This is a genomic window from Micromonospora sp. CMU55-4 (assembly GCF_011602315.1).
Taxonomy (GTDB): domain Bacteria; phylum Actinomycetota; class Actinomycetes; order Mycobacteriales; family Micromonosporaceae; genus Micromonospora; species Micromonospora chalcea.
On sequence record NZ_JAAOLH010000029.1, the window covers coordinates 1 to 18,181 of the forward strand.

Annotated in this window: 19 protein-coding genes, 1 tRNA gene and 1 pseudogene; 10 read left to right on the forward strand and 11 right to left on the reverse strand. The window is 70.6% G+C overall.

The window, feature by feature from the left end; genetic code table 11:
• On the reverse strand, window positions 1-720 hold a 720-nt coding region (locus HA073_RS29615), incomplete at its 3' end, for a HEPN domain-containing protein (protein WP_166457816.1).
• Window positions 721-942: 222 nt separating this feature from the next.
• Here HA073_RS29615 and HA073_RS29620 point away from each other — a divergent pair.
• Window positions 943-1,449: a hypothetical protein gene (locus HA073_RS29620; protein WP_166457817.1), complete on the forward strand. Its 507-nt coding sequence runs from the start codon at window positions 943-945 to the stop codon at window positions 1,447-1,449.
• A gap of 266 nt (window positions 1,450-1,715) precedes the next feature.
• On the opposite strand, the gene HA073_RS29625 is transcribed toward HA073_RS29620, so the two are convergent.
• Complete coding sequence (locus tag HA073_RS29625; RefSeq protein ID WP_205799026.1) at window positions 1,716-1,964, reverse strand: hypothetical protein; 249 nt, start codon at window positions 1,962-1,964, stop codon at window positions 1,716-1,718.
• Here HA073_RS29625 and HA073_RS29630 point away from each other — a divergent pair.
• A pseudogene (locus HA073_RS29630) lies at window positions 1,934-2,461 on the forward strand (tyrosine-type recombinase/integrase); the annotation flags it as partial. The gene HA073_RS29625 and the pseudogene HA073_RS29630 sit on opposite strands and share 31 nt — an antisense overlap.
• Window positions 2,462-2,546: 85 nt before the next feature.
• Here the strand turns inward: HA073_RS29630 and HA073_RS29635 are convergent.
• Window positions 2,547-2,633: transfer RNA gene (locus HA073_RS29635), tRNA-Ser, on the reverse strand.
• A gap of 75 nt (window positions 2,634-2,708) precedes the next feature.
• On the opposite strand from HA073_RS29635, the gene deoD reads away from it, so the two are divergent.
• From deoD to HA073_RS29650, 3 genes are all read left to right on the forward strand, one after another.
• On the forward strand, window positions 2,709-3,416 hold the full coding sequence (deoD, locus tag HA073_RS29640) for a purine-nucleoside phosphorylase (protein ID WP_043327826.1): 708 nt from the start codon (window positions 2,709-2,711) through the stop codon (window positions 3,414-3,416).
• Between the two features lie 113 nt (window positions 3,417-3,529).
• Window positions 3,530-4,168 carry a TetR/AcrR family transcriptional regulator gene (locus tag HA073_RS29645; RefSeq protein ID WP_030502134.1) on the forward strand — a complete coding sequence of 213 codons (639 nt, stop codon included), beginning with the start codon at window positions 3,530-3,532 and terminating at the stop codon, window positions 4,166-4,168.
• Window positions 4,165-4,632, forward strand: a complete 468-nt coding sequence (locus tag HA073_RS29650) for a thioesterase family protein (RefSeq protein ID WP_166457818.1) — start codon at window positions 4,165-4,167, stop codon at window positions 4,630-4,632. Before HA073_RS29645 ends, HA073_RS29650 begins: the two co-directional genes overlap by 4 nt.
• 17 nt (window positions 4,633-4,649) lie before the next feature.
• On the opposite strand, the gene HA073_RS29655 is transcribed toward HA073_RS29650, so the two are convergent.
• The 4 genes from HA073_RS29655 to HA073_RS29670 form a co-directional block, all read right to left on the reverse strand.
• A complete protein-coding gene (locus HA073_RS29655) occupies window positions 4,650-5,087 on the reverse strand; it encodes a nucleoside deaminase (RefSeq protein ID WP_197494900.1) in 438 nt (145 codons plus the stop codon).
• 178 nt (window positions 5,088-5,265) lie between these two features.
• On the reverse strand, window positions 5,266-5,790 hold the full coding sequence (locus tag HA073_RS29660) for a tRNA adenosine deaminase-associated protein (protein ID WP_043327823.1): 525 nt from the start codon (window positions 5,788-5,790) through the stop codon (window positions 5,266-5,268).
• Window positions 5,791-5,911: 121 nt separating this feature from the next.
• Window positions 5,912-6,082, reverse strand: coding sequence for a hypothetical protein (locus HA073_RS29665; protein ID WP_166457820.1), 171 nt, complete (start codon window positions 6,080-6,082; stop codon window positions 5,912-5,914).
• Between the two features lie 73 nt (window positions 6,083-6,155).
• Entirely contained in the window at window positions 6,156-6,551 is a 396-nt protein-coding gene (locus HA073_RS29670) for a hypothetical protein (protein ID WP_176722829.1), read from the reverse strand.
• 109 nt (window positions 6,552-6,660) lie between these two features.
• On the opposite strand from HA073_RS29670, the gene HA073_RS29675 reads away from it, so the two are divergent.
• The gene (locus HA073_RS29675) at window positions 6,661-7,404 is read left to right on the forward strand and encodes a M23 family metallopeptidase (protein WP_166457821.1); all 744 of its coding nucleotides are present in this window, start codon (window positions 6,661-6,663) and stop codon (window positions 7,402-7,404) included.
• 48 nt (window positions 7,405-7,452) lie between these two features.
• On the forward strand, window positions 7,453-8,523 hold the full coding sequence (locus HA073_RS29680) for a PHP domain-containing protein (RefSeq protein WP_166457822.1): 1,071 nt from the start codon (window positions 7,453-7,455) through the stop codon (window positions 8,521-8,523).
• A 3-nt stretch (window positions 8,524-8,526) separates the two neighbouring features.
• Here the strand turns inward: HA073_RS29680 and HA073_RS29685 are convergent, their stop codons facing one another.
• Window positions 8,527-9,498 (reverse strand): DMT family transporter, encoded by a 972-nt coding sequence (locus HA073_RS29685; RefSeq protein ID WP_043327820.1) that lies wholly within the window; start codon window positions 9,496-9,498, stop codon window positions 8,527-8,529.
• 72 nt (window positions 9,499-9,570) lie between these two features.
• Here HA073_RS29685 and HA073_RS29690 point away from each other — a divergent pair, with 72 nt between their 5' ends.
• The gene (locus tag HA073_RS29690; RefSeq protein ID WP_166457823.1) at window positions 9,571-11,241 is read left to right on the forward strand and encodes a DUF885 domain-containing protein; all 1,671 of its coding nucleotides are present in this window, start codon (window positions 9,571-9,573) and stop codon (window positions 11,239-11,241) included.
• 46 nt (window positions 11,242-11,287) lie between these two features.
• Here the strand turns inward: HA073_RS29690 and HA073_RS29695 are convergent, their stop codons facing one another.
• The gene (locus tag HA073_RS29695; protein WP_166457824.1) at window positions 11,288-12,883 is read right to left on the reverse strand and encodes a DUF6114 domain-containing protein; all 1,596 of its coding nucleotides are present in this window, start codon (window positions 12,881-12,883) and stop codon (window positions 11,288-11,290) included.
• 77 nt (window positions 12,884-12,960) lie between these two features.
• Window positions 12,961-13,584: a DUF6230 family protein gene (locus HA073_RS29700; protein WP_043327818.1), complete on the reverse strand. Its 624-nt coding sequence runs from the start codon at window positions 13,582-13,584 to the stop codon at window positions 12,961-12,963.
• A 416-nt stretch (window positions 13,585-14,000) separates the two neighbouring features.
• Between HA073_RS29700 and HA073_RS29705 the strand changes: the two genes are divergently transcribed.
• Complete coding sequence (locus HA073_RS29705) at window positions 14,001-14,735, forward strand: class I SAM-dependent methyltransferase (protein ID WP_051611329.1); 735 nt, start codon at window positions 14,001-14,003, stop codon at window positions 14,733-14,735.
• Window positions 14,736-14,820: 85 nt separating this feature from the next.
• On the opposite strand, the gene HA073_RS29710 is transcribed toward HA073_RS29705, so the two are convergent.
• Window positions 14,821-15,864, reverse strand: coding sequence for a DUF3068 domain-containing protein (locus HA073_RS29710; protein WP_083297040.1), 1,044 nt, complete (start codon window positions 15,862-15,864; stop codon window positions 14,821-14,823).
• A gap of 135 nt (window positions 15,865-15,999) precedes the next feature.
• Between HA073_RS29710 and HA073_RS31300 the strand changes: the two genes are divergently transcribed.
• The gene (locus HA073_RS31300; RefSeq protein ID WP_223201453.1) at window positions 16,000-17,466 is read left to right on the forward strand and encodes an acyltransferase; all 1,467 of its coding nucleotides are present in this window, start codon (window positions 16,000-16,002) and stop codon (window positions 17,464-17,466) included.
• Window positions 17,467-18,181: the final 715 nt, after the last annotated feature.

The window sequence follows — 18,181 nt, forward strand, 5'->3', positions numbered from 1 at the left end:
GGCCGTCGCGGCGGCCGCGTCCGTCACGAGTTCGGCCTCTCCGTAGCGAGCTGCGTTCCGGTCATCCATGAGGGCTTCGAAGGCAGCAGCGAACGATGCGGGGGTAGATCCGTGGGTTACTTCCGCCCTTAGCCATTCGCGGCGGTTTTTGTGATGCTTCTTGTCATTCCAGCCGTCAAGTTGAATAAGCGTCATCACCCCCAGCTCGGCGGCCGTGCACAGATGTTCCACAGCCGGCTCCAGAATCCCTTGATCCAAGGACAACAGGGCCGAACGATGGAAGCGGTCAGCCCTGCCCAGGAGGTTTAGGACCTTCTCTCGGTTCCGGCGGAACTCACAGATAACAACACGGCCGCCTTGCGCTTCACAGAAGCCCGTCCACGCCAAGTCCGGGTCGACACCGTCTGGATACAAGTCGATAACATGCCCGACGAAGCAATTCTCCGGAGGCAGGATCTCCGCTCGCTCACCGGCAATGGCAATGAACCCGGCCTCATCGTTAACTCGCACCTCAGTGCTGTTGTCTGAGTTAAAGACGACCAGGGCACGAGTAACTTCCTCCCTCTTAAAGTCTGGACGGAGCGGGGTGATCCAATGGTGGAACATCTGCTCGATGACATTCGCCAGGAAATCTTTGTCTGGTCCCTCAGGGTCACCCTCCCGGACCATCCCAGCCTGCATGAGTTGGGCCTTCACCTTGTTGTCACCAGCGTTCGACATCCTAGAATTATGATCGACGGGCCAACTCCCGGCTGTCCCCGCGGGACACCTGCGCCATGCCCTGACCACGCCGCGTGCGGTCGATGGCCGGGATGCGGAAGCCGCTCAGCACTTGGACGCGAGCCGGGCGAAGGTAGTGAGGCGATCGGGCACGCAGCGGACCCGCAAGCCCCGGCTACAATCTCCGTCGCGGAGATCCTTTTTCGACAGACGGGGCACAGCATGGTCATCAAGAGTGAAGAGGACGTCAAGAAGGTGCTTGACATTGACACCTGGCGGAATCTCTCCAAAGACAAGGTCTTCCAGCTCGTGGCCATGATGCCGGAGATGGAGAAGGAGGTTCAGCTAAAGATCATCGAGCAGCTTCCCGAGATCACAAAGCTCGCCGTCAAAGCGATGATTACGGTGCGGAAGGTGCACGAGTCCACTCTCTCGTCCAACGAGAAGAGTCAAGAGAACGTTCATCGGGGCTACCGAGAGACCAGAGCGGCGATCATCGCTCAACTCCAACGGGACGACTTGGACCCAGAGACGCGGAGGTACCTGAACGAATTGCTCATGCAAACGGCGGACAAGGAATCCGCAAAAGACTCCGAGAACAAGCACTTCCTGGACAGGTGGGTCAACAAGACAACACTCGGCGTCGCCGCCGCGGCCATTGTCCTGACCGCCGTCGCCACCGGCGGCAAAGTAGCACTTCAGAACGGTGACGCACTACGGAAGCCCTGACGGCTCCCGCCCCCGTCGGGCAGCACATTCCTATCTGTACGCTTTAGGGATATTTCCGGTTTGGCCTTGAGCTAGAGCTGCTGGTGGGGCAGCCCGGTCGGGTCGTCGGAGGGGGCGGTGAGCGCCATCTGCAGGGGTGCACCGGTCGAAAGCTCCGTGGTTGCGAAGAGCGGTCGAACCTCGTTCGTCGATGGGGGTGGTGGTGCTGTTGCGCTCGTTGTAGCTGTCAGCCTGTACCGCGCGGTCCCCTTTGGGGACCGGCCCGCTCACACACCGGTTCGCTGATCGATCGCTGCCTCGTAGAACGCGTCCGCGAGCGCCATGATGACGCCACTGATGCCAGGGCCGTCGCTGAAGAAGTAGTCGGCCATGGTGTTGTGGGCCTCCTGGTTGTCGACGACCGCCTCAGTGACTGCCGCTTGGAAGTCCTGCGATTCCATGAACTGCTTCTTCGAGTTCACCTTGGCCTGGTTGACCAGGTCCGCGGCCGAGGTGGGAACACGGGTGCCACTCACCGTGCGGACGGAAGTATGGCGGGCACTGTCCCGAGCGTCGGCCGATACGGGCCGACACCGCAGAAACCAAGTCCAGGGCTGGCCGGCGCAGCATCGGCCTCCCCGACGAGCTGGTCGCGCTGCTCCGAAAGCATCGCGAAGAGCAGGACCAGGAGCGCGTCACCGCCGCCCAGCTCTGGGAGGACGGTGACTGGCTGCTCGCCACACCGACCGGTGGACCGGTCAACCCCCGTACGGACTACGACGAGTGGAAGCGCCTACTCAAGCTCGCTGGTCTACGGGATGGTCGGTTGCACGACGCCCGTCACACAGCCGCCACGGTGCTGCTGATCCTCGGCGTGGCGGAGCGAGCGGTGATGGGCATCATGGGCTGGTCGAACTCGGCAATGGCGGTCCGGTACCAGCACGTCACGACTCAGGTGCGCCGGGACATCGCCCAGCGCGTCGGCGGGCTGCTGTGGGAGAAACCGGCAGAGGGCCATGAAACGGTGCCTTGAACCCAACTGAGACCGGAACTGAGACCAGAAGCGGAACGCCCGACCGATCCCTGAGGATCGACCGGGCGTTCTCGCATCTCACGAGCGGTGGCGGCGGGATTTGAACCCGCGGAGGGCGTAAACCCTCACACGCTTTCGAGGCGTGCTCCTTAGGCCACTCGGACACGCCACCGCCGACGAGGGTACAGGACCGCCGGCTTGGACGCCGAACCGGTATCCCTCGGCCCGGCCTGGCAGGATCTTTGCCATGAGTACGCACATCGGCGCTGAGCCGGGAGAGATCGCCGAGCGGGTCCTGATGCCGGGCGACCCGCTGCGGGCCAAGTGGATCGCGGAGACCTACCTGGAGGGGGCCCGCTGCTACACGACGGTGCGCGGCATGCTGGGCTTCACCGGCAAGTGGAACGGCGTCGACGTGTCCGTCCAGGGCTCCGGCATGGGCATGCCGTCCGCCTCGATCTACGCCCACGAGCTGGTAAACGAGTACGGCGTGAAGTCGCTGATCCGGGTCGGCTCCTGCGGCGCGCTGACCGAGGATCTGCAGCTGCGGGACGTGGTGGCGGCGATCGGGTCGTCCACCGACTCGAACATGAACCGGATGCGCTTCGACGGGCTGATCGACTACGCCCCGGTGGCCGACTTCGGGTTGCTGCGTACCTCGGTCGAGGTGGCCGAGCGGCGCGGCATCAGCATGCGGGTGGGGCCGATCCTGGCGGCGGACGCCTTCTACACGGACCGGCCGGACCTGTACGACACGCTCGCCGACTACGGCGTGCTGGCGGTGGAGATGGAGTCGGCGGCGCTCTACACGATCGCGGCGCGCTTCAAGGCCCGCGCGCTGACGATCCTGACCGTCAGCGACCACATCAAGACCGGCGAGAAGACCACGTCGCAGGAGCGTGAGCAGACGTTCGGCCAGATGGTCGAGATCGCGCTGGACACCATCATCGCCTGACCTGATCGACCCTGGGCCGCCCCGTCACCGCAAGGTGGCGGGGCGGTCGCGCGTTACCGGGGTCACAAAAATAAATACGACCGGTCGTGCTTGTTTCCCGATACGCTGCCCGCATGACCTCCGACGGCCGCGTCGCCCGTGGCGACCGCACCCGCACCGCGGTGCTGGACACCGCCGTGGCGCTGGCCACCGAGGTCGGCCTGCACGGCCTCTCCCTGGCCCAGCTCGCCGACCGGCTGGAGGTGAGCAAGTCCGGCCTCTTCGCGCACTGGCGCTCCAAGGAGGCGCTGCAACTCGCCACCGTCGACCGGGCCGTCGCGCAGTGGCAGGAGATGATCGTCGCGCCCGCCCTGGAGGCGCCCCGGGGCGTACGCCGGCTGCGCGCGCTGCACGAGGCCCGGATCGACTTCTACGCCGCCCGGGTGCTGCCCGGCGGCTGCTTCTTCGCGAACACCGAGTTCGAGTACAACGCCCGCCCCGGCCCGGTCCGCGACCGGCTCGCCGAGGCGTTCGCCCGCTGGACCGCGCTGCTGGAACGCCTCGTCCAGGAGGCGGTGGACCTCGGCGAACTCCCCGCCGACCTGGACGTGCCACTGCTCGCGTACGAGATCGACGCGCTGGGGATCAGCGCGGTGATGCGGTCCCGGCTGCTCGACCCGGACGCCACCTACCGGCACGCCCGCCAGGGCCTGCTGACCCGGCTGCGGGCGCTCTGCCCGGATCCGACCCTGCTACCGGAAGGCCAGTCATGAGCCACACCACAGTAGAGCGGCAGGCCGCCGAGTTCGGGCACGTCGCGCACGTGCCGGTGCACTTCGACGACCTCGACGCCATGGGCCTGCTGCACAACGCCCGCTACGCGGTGCTGCTGGAACGCGCGCTCACGCCTTATTGGGCCGAGCGCGGCGTCGTCTACCGCGGCGACGTGCACGCCGCGCCGGACGTGTTCCACGCGGTCCGCGAGTTCACCATCAGCTATCGGGCGCCGGTCACCGGCGTCGGCGCGGTGGCGGTGCACTTCTGGCTGGAGCATTTCGGCACCAGCAGCGCCCAGTACGCCTTCGAGTTCCGCTCGACCGACGGCGCCACCGTGCACGCCACCGGCACCCGGTCGATCGTCCGGCTGGACCCGGCGACGTTGCGTCCGACCGCGTGGACCGAGGTCGGCCGCGCAATCGCCGCGACGCTGCTGCGCCCCGCGCCGGCCGGAGCCTGAGACAAGACCAGAACTCCTCAGCGGAAGAACGCGCGCAGCAACGCCGCGCTCTCGCGTTCCAGCACGCCGCCGTACACCTCGGGGCGGTGCGTGACGCGGCGGTCGCGCAGCACGTCCCAGAGCGACCCGACGGCACCGGTCTTGGGTTCCCACGCGCCGAACACCACTGTCGAGACGCGGGCCAGCGCGATCGCCCCGGCGCACATGGTGCACGGTTCCAGCGTCACGACGAGCGTGCAGTCGTCCAGCCGCCAGCGGCCCAGCCGCTGCGCGGCCCGGCGCAACGCCAGCACCTCGGCGTGCGCGGTCGGGTCGCCGGTCAACTCCCGCTCGTTGCGCCCGATCGCCAGTTCGGCGCCGTCGGGGCCGTAGAGCACCGCGCCGACCGGCACGTCGTCGGCGTCGGGGGTCGCCTCGTCCGGGCCGGTCACCGCGACCTCCAGGGCCCGGCGCATCCACAGCTCGTGCCGCTGCCGGCGGCCGACCGCGCCCGGTTCGGCGAGCGCCTCGTTGGCGCCGGGACCGACGCGCGCGGCCCGGCCGGGGGTGGGCTGCCCCGGGCGTACGGTCTCCAGTGCCGGATCGGTCGCGTCGGCGGGTTCGGCGGCGCCGGGCGTCCGGGACTCCCCGGGCTCAGACCTCACGCAGCTCCTCGACCTCGTCCACGCAGCCGAGCACCTGGCAGATCTCGGCGGTGACGTCGGCCGGCATGGAACCCTCGTGTGCGCAGAGCGCGAGCAGCTTCTGCGCCGGGATGCCCAGGTCGGCCAGCAGGTCCGCGTCACCGACCGGGTCGGCTTCCGGGTCCACAGCGGGCTGCTCGTTGTCGTCGTCGCCGCTGGAGGCGCGCGGCTCGTCGACCTCCTCCAGCCCGGTGACCGACGTCTTCAGGTCGCCGACCAGCAGCGCGCCCAGGCGGGACTCCTCCGCGAACGCCGAGTCGGAGCCGAAGACCCGCAGGTCCTCCCCCTCGTCCAGGCGCAGGACGACCAGGTACGTGTCGTCGGCCTCGACGAACAGCAGCGACAGGTCGGCGTCCGGCTCGACGTCGCGCAGCCGGTCCGCCACCTCCTCGATGTCGGTGACGCCCCGCAGGCTCACCTCGCCCGCGGTCCAGCCGCCGTCGACGCGCGCCACGGCAGCAGCGAAGTACGACACGGTCCCCCCAAATTGGCCTCGGCAGCACGCCGACAGGTCACGCGATGCACGTTAACCGGTCGGGTCGGCGGGCGACCGGTCAACGCCCCGTAAGGGCCGGCCGTTCTGAAGAGAAAGCCGGTCAGCCGACGACGCGCCGACGGGTGGCGATGAGTTGGCGCAGCCGCTCGGTACGCGCGCGCTGTGGTCGCTGGCGCTGCTGCACCGCGCGGGCACCGGCCAACTCGGCAAGGAGTTGCAGGCGACGGCGGCTCCGCTCGGGGTCGAGCCGCGGCGGTGTGGTCCAGGCCATACCGCCGAGCGTGGACCGTCACCGCGCGAACGTCAAGGTGGCCTTCGCTACGCAGCGAAACCGGCACCCATGGTCACCAGAGCGGCCAGTCGCCGGTCTGCGCCCACCGCATCGCGACCAGCGCGGCGGCGATGCTCCAACCACCGGCGGTGACGATCGCGACCCCGGTGGCGACCCCCCGGTCACCGTGGCGGACCAGCACCGCAGCCGCCGCCCAGGCCAGGGCGCCGGCCAGCAGAGTCCACCAGGCGTAACCCGCGATGTTGCGGCCGAGCAGCCCGAACAGCAGCAACCAGGCGAACGCGACGAGCGCGCCGACCGCGACCCCGGAGCCGGTGATCGGGTACGGCTCGCGGTAGCTGGGCCGGATCGGCGCGTTGGACGGGAAGAGTCCCGAGGGGGTACGCGGCGGAGGTGGGAACGCCCCCGGACCGGTCCCCTCGGGTCCGCCCTGCCACCCGTACGTCACCACCGCCCCCTTCCCCGAACGATCCACGTCGGCGTCACGCACCGTGACCGGCGGGTGTGACGCGGTCGCGGCGTTCGTCCCTACGGTAGTGGTCTGTCAGGATGACCGGATGCGCTCGCCATCGATCGGACGCCGGACGCGGCCGGCGTACCCGGTCCTGCTGCTCGTCGCGGCGCTCGCCGCCGGGGGGTGTAGCGCCTCCACCGGGCGCGCCGACAGGTGGCAGGAACCGAGCCCGATCGCGACGGGCGCGCAGCCTGCCGACCCGGCGAGCCCGGCACCGCCGACCGCCTCCCCGCCGTCGCCGGCCCGCACGGACGTGAAGCGGGTCTTCCCCGTCCGCGCCGGCAACGTCGACTACCACCCGACGCACGGCGGCTACCCGGGCACCGACGTGTTCGCCGACTGCGGCGAGCCGGTGGTGGCGGTCACCGACGGCGTGGTGCTGGAGGTGAGCCGGGTCGACCGGTTCGACAAGCGCGGGCCGCAGGGCCCGAACAACGGCGGGCTCTCCGTCTCGCTGCTCGGTGACGACGGGGTGCGCTACTACGGCTCGCACCTGAGCGCGGTCGCGGCCGGCATCGACCCGGGCGTACGGGTCCGGGCCGGGCAGCAGCTCGGCAAGGTGGGCCGTACCGGCAACGCCAACAACGTCTGTCACCTGCACTTCGGACTCTCCCCGAAGTGCACGGGAAAGGACGACTGGTGGATCCGCCGGGGCGTGGTCTGGCCGGCGCCCTACCTGAACTCGTGGCGCAAGGACGGCAACCGCTCGCCGGTCGCCGAGGTCACCGCCTGGCAGCGCAAGCACGGCTGCCCGGCGTCGCCGGGCCGGTCCACCACGGGCGGCTGACGGTGCGGGGTCGCGCGGCGGGCGGCGGATGCGCGTAGGTTCCAGGGCATGAGTGCCCGGGATCCCATCGCCGACCTGCGCCGGATCGCGTTCCTGCTGGAACGGGCCAACGAGGCCACCTACCGGGTCCGGGCGTTCCGGTCGGCCGCGAAGACGCTCGGCGCGCTGCCCGCCGCCGAGGTGGCCGAACGGGCCCGCGCCGGCAAGCTGACCGAGCTGTCCGGCGTCGGTGACGTCACCGCCCGCTGCGTGGCCGAGTCGCTGGCCGCGGAGGAGCCGGTCTACCTGCGCCGGCTGCTGGCGACCGAGGGCACCGACCTGGACGAGGCGGCGGCGAAGCTGCGGGACGCGCTGCGCGGCGACTGCCACACCCACTCGGACTGGTCCGACGGCGGCTCGCCGATCGAGGAGATGGCGCTCGCCGCGGTCGAGCTGGGCCACGAGTACCTGGTGCTCACCGACCACTCGCCCCGGCTGAAGGTGGCCCGGGGCCTGACCGCGGAGCGGCTGCGCAAGCAGCTCGACCACGTCGCCGCCGTGAACGAGGCGCTGCCGAAGGGCTTCCGCCTGCTCACCGGCATCGAGGTGGACATCCTCGCCGACGGCTCGCTGGACCAGGACGAGGACCTGCTGGCCCGCCTGGACGTGGTGGTCGGCTCGGTGCACAGCGGGCTGAACGACGACCGGGCGAAGATGACCCGCCGGATGCTGACCGCGATCGCCAACCCGCACCTGGACATCCTCGGGCACTGCACCGGCCGGATGGTCTCCTCCCGGCCCGCCGGCGTGACCGGGCCGGGCGACAAAGGGCACCGCGCGCGTACCCGCAAGGAGAGCGAGTTCGACGCGGACGCCGTCTTCGCGGCGTGCGCCGAGCACGACGTGGCCGTCGAGATCAACTCCCGGCCGGAACGGCAGGACCCGCCGAAGCGGCTGATCCGGCTCGCGCTGGAGGCCGGGTGCCGGTTCGCCATCGACACCGACGCGCACGCCCCCGGCCAGCTCGACTGGCAGCGGTTCGGCTGCGAGCGGGCCGCGCTGTGCGGGGTGCCGGCGAACCGGGTGGTGAACACCTGGACGGCCGACCGCCTGGTGAAGTGGACGGCCGGCCGTAGCTGAGGGTCAGCCCTGGGCGGCCGGTTCGACAGTGCGGGCCGGCACCACCACGTCCGGGCGCGTGCGGCGCCGCCCGAACAGGCCCTGCGCGACCGCCACGCCGGCCAGCACCACGAGCGCACCCACCGGCTGGTGCCAGGTCATCCGCTCACCCAGCACGACCGCGCCGACGAGCACCGCGAACACCGGAACCAGGTACGTCACTGTGGACGCCGTGCTCGCCCCGGCCAGCCGGATGTTGCGCATGTTGATGACAAAGGCGAGCCCGGTGCCGAGCGCGCCGAGCGCCAGCACGCTCGCGATCACGCGCGGCGAGAGCCCGGCCGGGGACGGCGGCGTCCCGACGAACGGCGCGACCAGCGCGAGCTGCGCGGTCGCCACCAGCAGCTGGGCCGCCGACAGCGACAGCCCGGAGTACGCGCTGCCCGCGACGAACTTCTTCTGGTACGGAATGGCGAGCCCGTAGCAGGCAGCCGCGCCGAAGCACATGAGCTGGCCGACGAAGTGGGCGCCACCGACGCCCTCCCAGACGCCGAGCACCACGAGCACCCCGACGAAGCCCAGCCCCAGCCCGACCGCCCGCCGCACGGTCAGCCGCTCGGTGCGGAACACCAGCACCGCCAGCGGCAGCACGATCAGCGGCGTGGTGGCGTTCCAGATGCCGGCGAGCATCGACTCGACCCGCTGCTCGCCGTAGCCGAACAGCGTGAACGGCACCGCGACGCCGAACGCGGCCACCACGAGCATGTGCCCCCAGACGCGAAGGTCGCGGGGCAGCCGGTCGCGCAGCACGGCGAGCACCACCAGCAGCGTGACCGCGCCGGTGGCCACCCGGTAGAGAGTGAGGTGCACGGGGTGCAGCTCGGCCACGCCGACCTTGATGAACAGAAAACTCGAACCCCAGATGGCGGCAAGCGCGACGAACCCCGGCAGCCAGCTCCGCAGCGGCGCGCGGTCAGGAGTGAAATCGACTGTCACCCCTGACACTCTGCCCCACGGGTACGACGATGTCGTGCGGAATTCGGCTGCGGGGTCACGTAGGGTCCCCTCGTGGGACGAATCGATGACCTCGCCAACCGGTACGTGGCCGAGTGGGCTCCGCTGAGCCCGACCGGGGCCACCTACGTCGGCATCGCCGGCTACGACGACCAGCTCGACGACCTGTCGCCCGACGGCTACGCGGCCCGCGCCGACCTGGCCCGGCGCACGCTCGGCGACCTCGACGTGACCGAGCCGGAGACCGAGGCCGAGCGGACCGCCAAGGAGGCCATGCAGGAGCGCCTCGGCCTGGAGCTGGCCCGGTACGAGGCCGGCGAGACCGGCAGCGAGGTCAACGTCATCTCCAGCGGTCTGCACGAGATCCGGATGGTCTTCGACCTCATGCCGACCGACGGCGAGGAGGCGAAGGCCAACGTGGCGGCCCGGCTCAACCGCTTCGCGTCGGCGCTCGACGGCTACAAGCGCACGCTGCGCGAGGCCGCCGCCGCGGGACGGGTCAGCTCGCAGGTGCAGCTCGTCGAGGTGGCCAAGCAGTGCGACGTCTGGGTCGACCCGGAGGGCGACAACTTCTTCCACGGCATGGTCGAACGGCTCGACGCCGACGGCGCGCTCGGCGCGGAGCTGCGCAAGGGCGCTGCCGCCGCCACCGCCGCCACCGCCGAGTTCGGGCAGTTCCTGCGCAACGAGCTGGCGCCGGCCGGGCGGGAGAAGCAGGCCGCCGGGCGGGAGCGCTACGAACTGGCCTCGCAGTACTTCCTCGGCGCGAAGGTCGACCTGGACGAGACGTACGCCTGGGGTTTCGCGGAGCTGGCCCGGCTGGAGGCCGACATGCGGACGGTGTCCGCGCGCATCGCCGGGCCCGGCGCCTCGATCGACGACGCGGTACGCGCGCTCGACGCCGACCCGGCGCGGACGGTACGCGGCAAGGAGGCGTTCCGGGACTGGATGCAGGCGCTCGCCGACCAGGCGGTCAGCGACCTGAACGGCACCCACTTCGACATCCCCGAGCAGGTACGCCGGATCGAGTGCTGCCTCGCGCCGACGAGCGACGGCGCCATCTACTACACCGGCCCGAGCGAGGACTTCTCCCGGCCGGGGCGGATGTGGTGGGCGGTGCCGCAGGGCATCACCGACTTCTCCACCTGGCGGGAGGTGACCACCGTCTACCACGAGGGCGTGCCGGGTCACCACCTGCAGGTCGCGCAGACGGCCGTCCGGGCCGACCTGCTCAACCGCTGGCAGCGGCTGTTGTGCTGGGTCTCCGGGCACGGCGAGGGCTGGGCGCTCTACTCCGAGCGGCTGATGGACGAGCTGGGCTACCTCGGCGACCCCGGTGACCGGCTCGGCATGCTCGACGGGCAGGCGCTGCGCGCGGCCCGGGTCATCGTGGACATCGGCATGCACCTGGAGCTGGAGATCCCGAAGGACAACCCGTTCGGCTTCCACCCGGGCGAGCGGTGGACGCCGGAGCTGGGCTGGGAGTTCATGCGGGCGCACTGCCGGGTGCCGGACGAGAACCTGCGTTTCGAGCTGAACCGCTACCTGGGCTGGCCCGGGCAGGCCCCGTCGTACAAGGTGGGCGAGCGGATCTGGTTGCAGGCCCGGGAGGACGCGAAGGCCCGCAAGGGCGCCGACTTCGACCTCAAGGAGTTCCACCGCCAGGCGCTCGACCTGGGCTCGCTGGGGCTGGACCCGCTGCGTAAGGCGCTGGCCCGGCTCTGAGCCGGCTTCCGGGTGCCGGCGGCGCGTTCCGCCGGCACCCGTCCGGTCAGGCGCCGAGCGTCACCTTCAGCGTCGGCCGGCCGGTGAGCGTGTTGCTGGTGACGTACGCCAGGTCGATGACCGGGTCGGTGAACGTCACCGGGATGGGCAGCGTGACCGGCAGGCCGTCCGGGAACGGCAGGTCCGGCGTCAGCGTCAGCTTGATGCCGGCGAGCTTGCCGACGAACCGGGTGCAGTAGAACGCGACGTCGTCGCGGACGGTGAGACGGTCGGTCGCGTACCGCTGGGTGCGACCGCTGGGGCCGTCGGCGACCAGCAGGAAGTCGTCGGTCACGGCTTCCTTCATGCTGAACTTCAGCACCTTGAGCGCGCCCTGCTCGGTCCGCAGGTCGGTGATCCCCTCGAACCGCAGCCCGGTCATGGTCACCTTGGAGCCGGTGAGCTTCGACGGCTGCTTGGCCACCTTCGGCAGGCCCGGGTCGGCGGCGATACGCGGCAGCGGCTTGCCGGGCTCCACCTTGCCGGGCTTCGCCGGTTCCTCCTTGCCCGGCTTGCCCGGTGTCGGGCAGTCGGTCGAGCCGGGACGGGTGGTCGGCTTGCTCGTCGGGGCCGCCGATCCGCTCGCGGTCGGTGTGGGCGAGGGCGTCTCGCTCTTCTTGCTGCCGCCCTTGAACAGGTCACCGATCCCCTCGAAGAAGTCGGTGATGATGTTGCCCTCCCGCGTCGGGCTCGCGCTCGGCGTCGGGGTGGGCGTCGCGGAGGGTGCCTTCGACGGCGTGGCGGGCTTCGTCGGGCAGGCGCTGGCGGCGGGCCTGCTCGGTGCGGCCTGTACCGCGCGCGGCTGCACGGCCAGGCCGGCGGCGGCCAGGCCGAGCACCAGCAGGACGATGCCGAAGGCACGCGGGTCCGCCGAACGGCCCGCCCACTCGGGCGGGCCGCCGTCGGATCCGGCCGCCTGCCCGTTCACCGACTGCCGAGGGACCGGCCGCTCCCCGCCCGGCCGCTCGGCAGTCGGCTGCTCGACGGCCGGCCGTACGCCGGCCGGCACCTCGACGGTCGGCAGTTCCCCGGCCGGCTGCTCGTCAGCGGGTTCCGGGGCGGCCGGCCGGCCGGTGACCGACTGGTCGGCGCCGACCTGCTCGACGCCGACCGGGCCGTCGACGTCGAGCAGGTCGGCGTGCCGCTGGTCCACCCTGGTGTCGCGCTCGTCGTCCGCCTCGGTGTCGCGCTCTTCGGCGGCGGGCTCCGACGGCCGGACCGGCACCCAGGCGAAGGCGAGCGCGCTGCCCACGATGCCCAGCAGCAGGCCGAGGAAGAAGCCGCCGAGGTTGAGCCCGATCAGCGAGTAGACGGTCGTGACCGCCGCGACGATCGAGTAGAACAGCCGCTGCGCCGGACTGAGCCAGAGCAGCACGCCGCAGGTCCCGAGGATGGCCGGGATCAGCAACGAGAGCAGGCCGGTGGCGCCGCTGCTGAAGCTCAGGCCGTTGAGGGTCAGCCGGGTGGAGGCGAGCATCTCCACCCCGGCCAGGATGATGAACAGGCCGCCCCAGAACGGCCGGCTCCGCTGCCAGCGGCGGAAGGTCCGCCACGTCCGGGCCGCGGTGCCGAGCCGGGCGTGGGACGGTTCGACGGTTGTCACGTACTCCTCCTGGCGGAGCGGGGGCGGGGACGGTGGGGCGGGCCCGCGGTGGTCGGCCACCGCGGGCCGTGCTCAGCTCAGAAGCACTCCTTGCCCTTGGCGTCGTCACCCACGTTGACCTTGAGCCGCAGCCCGACCAGGTTGAACGTCGAGGACGTGGTGTAGCGGGACACCTGCTTCAGGTCGCGGATGGTGACCCGGTCGGAGTTCTGGCCGAACGAGCCGCGCTGGGCCGTCGGGTTCAGGTCGCTGGCGTCGCGGCCGATCTGGATGTTGGTGAAGGTCGCGTTGCCTTCGAGCGAGTCCATCGCGATCACCAGGTCCTTGGCGCGGGCCGGGTCCTTGCCCTCGCCGGCGTTGATGGTGAGCACCACCGGCAGGCCGGGCAGGTCGGCGCGGACGGACTGGCAGAGGTTGTACAGGTCGGCGCTGCTGATCTCGGCCATCGCGACCGGGCGCGTCGCGCCGGCCTTGCCGTCCTCACCCTTCTCGCGGACGATGCCGCCGTACTGCTTGAAGCCCTCGCCCTCCAGGCGGTCCGCGCCGATCTTGAAGGTCTGCCCGGACACGGTGATGTCGGAGGCGATGGCGCCGGTCGACATGCCGAACAGGATGGCACCGGCGGCTGCCGTGGTGGGCACGATCATGGCGGCGAACCGCTTCCACCGGGTACGACCCTGGTTGTCGAGCCGATTCTGCACGGGTTCCTCCTCGAGCGAATGTGCGCGGCGGCCGGTTGTCGTACCGGTGGCCCGCGCCGGGCCCCGCCCTCTGTTACCGACGGGTAACGATCGAGCCTGATCGTGCACCCGATGCGGCGCAGCTCACAACCCCCTCGTGTACCCGGCGGTAACACGAGTGCGCCACGAAGCTTGCTCGCCATCACCAGGCGTTGACGCTCCGGAGCAGGAAAAGGGCATCAAAGTGCGCAAAGACACCGTCATCGAGCGCCCGATCAACCCACAGTGACGGCACATCGAGGGATTACAATCAAGTAACAAATGTACAGTGCGTCGAGCGCGATGGGCCGTTCGGGGCAGTGTCGTCGGCCGAACATCCGAGCCGGCAGATGACCGGGTCGATCCAGCCGCACCCCCGGATGTCCTAGGGTTTCGGCGTGAATCTCGACGACGTACGGCGCGACTGGACCAAGCTGGGCGCCGAAGATCCGCTGTGGGCCGTCCTCGTCCAGCCCGGTAAGCGCGGCGGGCAGTGGGACGTCGAGGAGTTCCTGGCCACCGGCCGCGCCGACGTCGAGGAGACGACCGGATGGCTGGGCCGGCTCGGCCTGCCCACGCGATGGGACCGCGCGCTGGACTTCGGATGCGGGGCCGGTCGGCTGTCGCAGGCGCTCGCGCCGCACGCCGGCGAGGTCGTCGCCGTCGACATCGCCCCGTCGATGCTGGAGACCGCCCGGCGCCTGGACCGCAGCGCCGGGAACATCCGCTTCGTCCTCAACGACGCGCCGGACCTGAGCCAGTTCCCCGACGGGCACTTCGACCTGGTCTACAGCGCGCTCGTGTTGCAGCACCTGCCGCGCCCGGCGATCGACAGCTACCTCGCCGAGTTCCTGCGCGTCCTGCGCCCCGGCGGGGTCGCCGTCGTGGGCCTGCCGACCGAGCCGGCCCGTACGGCCAAGGGCGTCATCTGGAAGCTCGCGCCGTTCCGCCTGATCAGCTGGGCGCAGCGCCGGCTGCTCAACTACCCCGCGCCGATGAAGATGACAGCGGTGCCGGACGCCGACATGACCCGGCTGGTGGCCGCCAACGGCGGGGAGATCGTCGGGCAGCGGCCCGACCTGCCGTACACCGAGGACTGGATCTGCACCCGGTACGCGGTGCGCCGCCTCTGACCTGCCACCTGCCGCGCACACGAGCAGGCCGGCCGACCCTGGTGGGTCGGCCGGCCTGCTCGTGTGGTGGTGCGAGGGTTGGCGCTCAGGACTCCGCGCGGTCCGCGGCGTGGCGTCCGCCGGCGGGCACGGTCGGGTCGTCGTCGACCGGCTCCGCCGAACGCTGCGACGGCACGTCGTCCACCGGTCCGTCGCCGGCGTCCACCGGCGTCGCGTCGGGCCGGCGGCGAGCCGCGCGGACGATGATGAACAGGCCGAGCAGGAGCAGGAGCAGACCCACGACGCCGAGGACGATCGGCAGCACGGTGGTCAGCAGGTTGATCTGCCCACGCGCGTCCTTGGCCGCCTTGGCCTGCTGCTTCTGGGTGTCCTCGGTGAAGACGAGCGTGGCGTCGATGATCTTGATCTTGTCCGCGCCGGTCTCGTCACGCAGGGTCTGAAGCTGCTTCTCCTGCCCCTTGACGATGACGCCGCTGTCCGGCTCCACCCAGAGGGTGCGGGTGTTGGCGTAGAAGCGGCCGGCCGTCACCGTGGGCTGGGCCGATCCGACCAGGTTGCCCGGCACGTCGATCTCGCTGATCTTGATCGGTTCGGCCGTCATCTCGAACTTGTAGACGGTCAGCCCCTGCAGCTTCTCGGTGCCCACGTACTCGGCGGGGTACGCCTTCCGAGCGGTGTTGTCGAAGTACTGGTACGTCTTCTTCTCCGTACCGAACGGGAAGGTGTAGGTGAGCCCCTCGTGCTTGAAGGGCGCGCCGTTGACCGCCTCGGCACAGCAGGCGACCGACTCCGCCGTACGCCGGTCGAGGGCGACCCGGTCCGTGCTGACCGTGATCTCCTTGCCCGCGTCGTCGATCACCCGGACACCGACGTTGAAGACCGTCCGGTCGGCGTTGCCGGCCTCGACGTCGCCGCGCACCGCGCGGTGGGCGGTCAGGTTGACGCCGCTGCGCTCGGCCAGCGTGCTGAAATCAAGAACGGTCGCGTTCTTCGCCTCTGAAACCGTTACCGAACTCTGGTCAAGGGGCACCTTGACCAGAGCGGGCGCGACGGCCAGCGGCGTCGCCACGGCCCCGACGATCAGGAACGCGCCTGCCGCCACCAAGATGGCACCCGACGTGGGTCGCATGAAACTCCTCCCCTTGTAAAGACTCGACTAGTCGGCTGACAGTACATGACGAGGCCGATTTCGGATATGGTCCGATGCGACCTCTCGCGACGTACTGACTCCGGGGGTGCAGCAGCCACCGGGCTGCGAGATCAAATGGATGTCGAGGGAACTGTGAGCCGACCCGTCAGACCGGACTCGAGCAACGGACAGGCGATCCTGTCCGCAACTAATACCGGCCGTTCGGACGGTTGGTTGCCCGCATTGGAAGGGCTGCGGGCGGTGGCGGTGATCGGCGTGGTCGTCCACCATGTCTCCTTTCTCAGCGGACTGACCAACTCCTTCGCCCACCTCGCAGCTGTGCTGGCCAGGCTGGATGTCGGGGTGGCGATCTTCTTTGCGTTGTCCGGTTTCCTCCTCTATCGGCCATTCGCGCTCGCTGCCATTAACGGACAGTCAGGACCATCCGTTCGGCGATACCTCTGGCACCGCGCGCTGCGCATTCTGCCCGGGTACTGGGCAATGGCGATCGTCGCACTGACTTGGCTCAACATCGACTATCTGAAGTCCGTCTGGGACTGGGCGATCCCCTTTCTTCTGGCACAGATTTACGAGCCATTGCGACTCCCGGTCGGCATGGAGCAGACCTGGAGCCTGGCTACGGAGGCGACTTTCTACCTTGCGCTGCCACTGATAGCGGTGCTCGGCCGCCGAATGGGCGGCCGTACCCCGCTCGGGCGAGCCCGGCGCCAACTGGCGTTCGGTGCCGTACTCGTCCTTGCCGGCCTCATCTGGAATGCGTACGCGCACGGTCCCGACTCGCCTCTACCGGGACTCGCGGTGCTCTGGCTGCCCGCCTTTCTCGACTGGTTCGGCATCGGCATCATGCTGGCCGTGCTCGCCTCGTGGCCCGTCGGCACGACCTCGACCCCGTTCCTCACCGGCCTGACCGGTGACGGGTCTGGGCGGGGCGACGAGGACCTGTGGTCCGCCACGCCGCGCGGCCTGCGCGTGTTCACCTTCGCCCCGGGAACGTCCTGGCTCATCGCCGGCGCGCTGCTCTGGATCGCGAGCACGCCCATCGCCGGCCCGCGCGGGGTCGAACCCGCCAAGCCGGTCGAGTCGGTCACCGAGCACCTGCTGTTCCTGCTCGTCGCCTGGTGCCTGATCGCCCCCCTCGTCGGGCCGGGGTCCGGCGGGGTGCCCCGCGCTCTCCTCAGCCACCGGGCGGTCATGTTCCTCGGCCGGATCTCCTACGGCATCTTCCTCTGGCACCTCCTCGCGCTCGAGGTCTGCTTCCGCCTGCTCGGATTCACCCGGATGAACAGCTCGTTCTGGGTTCTCCTCGCCGTCACCCTGGCCCTCACCGTCCCGGTCGCGACGGCCAGCTACTACCTCATCGAGCGGCCCGCGCGACGGCTGCGGCGGCTCGGTGGCCGCCGCCGGCCCGTGGCCGTCGAGCCCGACCTCCCGCTCCGGGCCGCGACGCCGGCGCCAGCGCTTCAGGGCGCCGGCCCGGCCGGCCTCGGAACTCGCCTCGTACCGGCCGCGGACCCGACGGAACCGCAACACGAGAGCGGCGACCGCCACGAGGAGCAGCCCGGTCGGCAACAGGACCAGTAGCTCCGCCACCCGTTCCGCGCCGACCCGGGGCAGCCACAGACGCTCGGTCCCGTAGACGGTGAGCCCCAGCGCGGCCGGCACCCAGATCCATGCCGGGCCGGGCGTGCGGCGCCGGTGCAGCGCCACCACCGCGGCGGCGCAGCCGAGCCCGACCAGGCCCCCGAGCAGCGCCGGCACCGCCACCGCGAGCAGCGGCGCGGTCGGCATCATCGTCGGCACCACCGGGTACGCGGGTCGATGGCGGCGCGCGGGAATCAGCGCCCCGACCATCAGCAGCACCAACAGGCCCCCGGCGACGAACAGGACGATCCGGTAGTGCTCGCCGGGCGTGAAGACCAGCTCGACGCGGCCGGCGGGACCGGCCGGCACGAACCATCCCTGCTTCCACCCGTCCAGGCGGGCCGCGATCAGCTCCTGCCCGTCGAGCGTCGCCCGCCAGCCGGCGTTGGCGTTCTCCGGAACCATCAGGTAGCTGCCGCCACCCGCACCGATCTCGATCGACCGGCGCTGGTCGTCCCAGTCGACCACGCTCAACGCCCGGCGCGGCGACGCGGCGACGACGGGCCGTTCGGCCGGCGTACCGCTGAAGATCACGCTGTCCACGACGAACCGGTCCGCCGGGGCGGAGACCTCGTTGCCGCCCGCCCGCAGCGTGACCTGCTCCGCGCCCGCCTTCGCGGCCCGGCCCGACGACGTGGCGGGAGCGCAGGCGCGG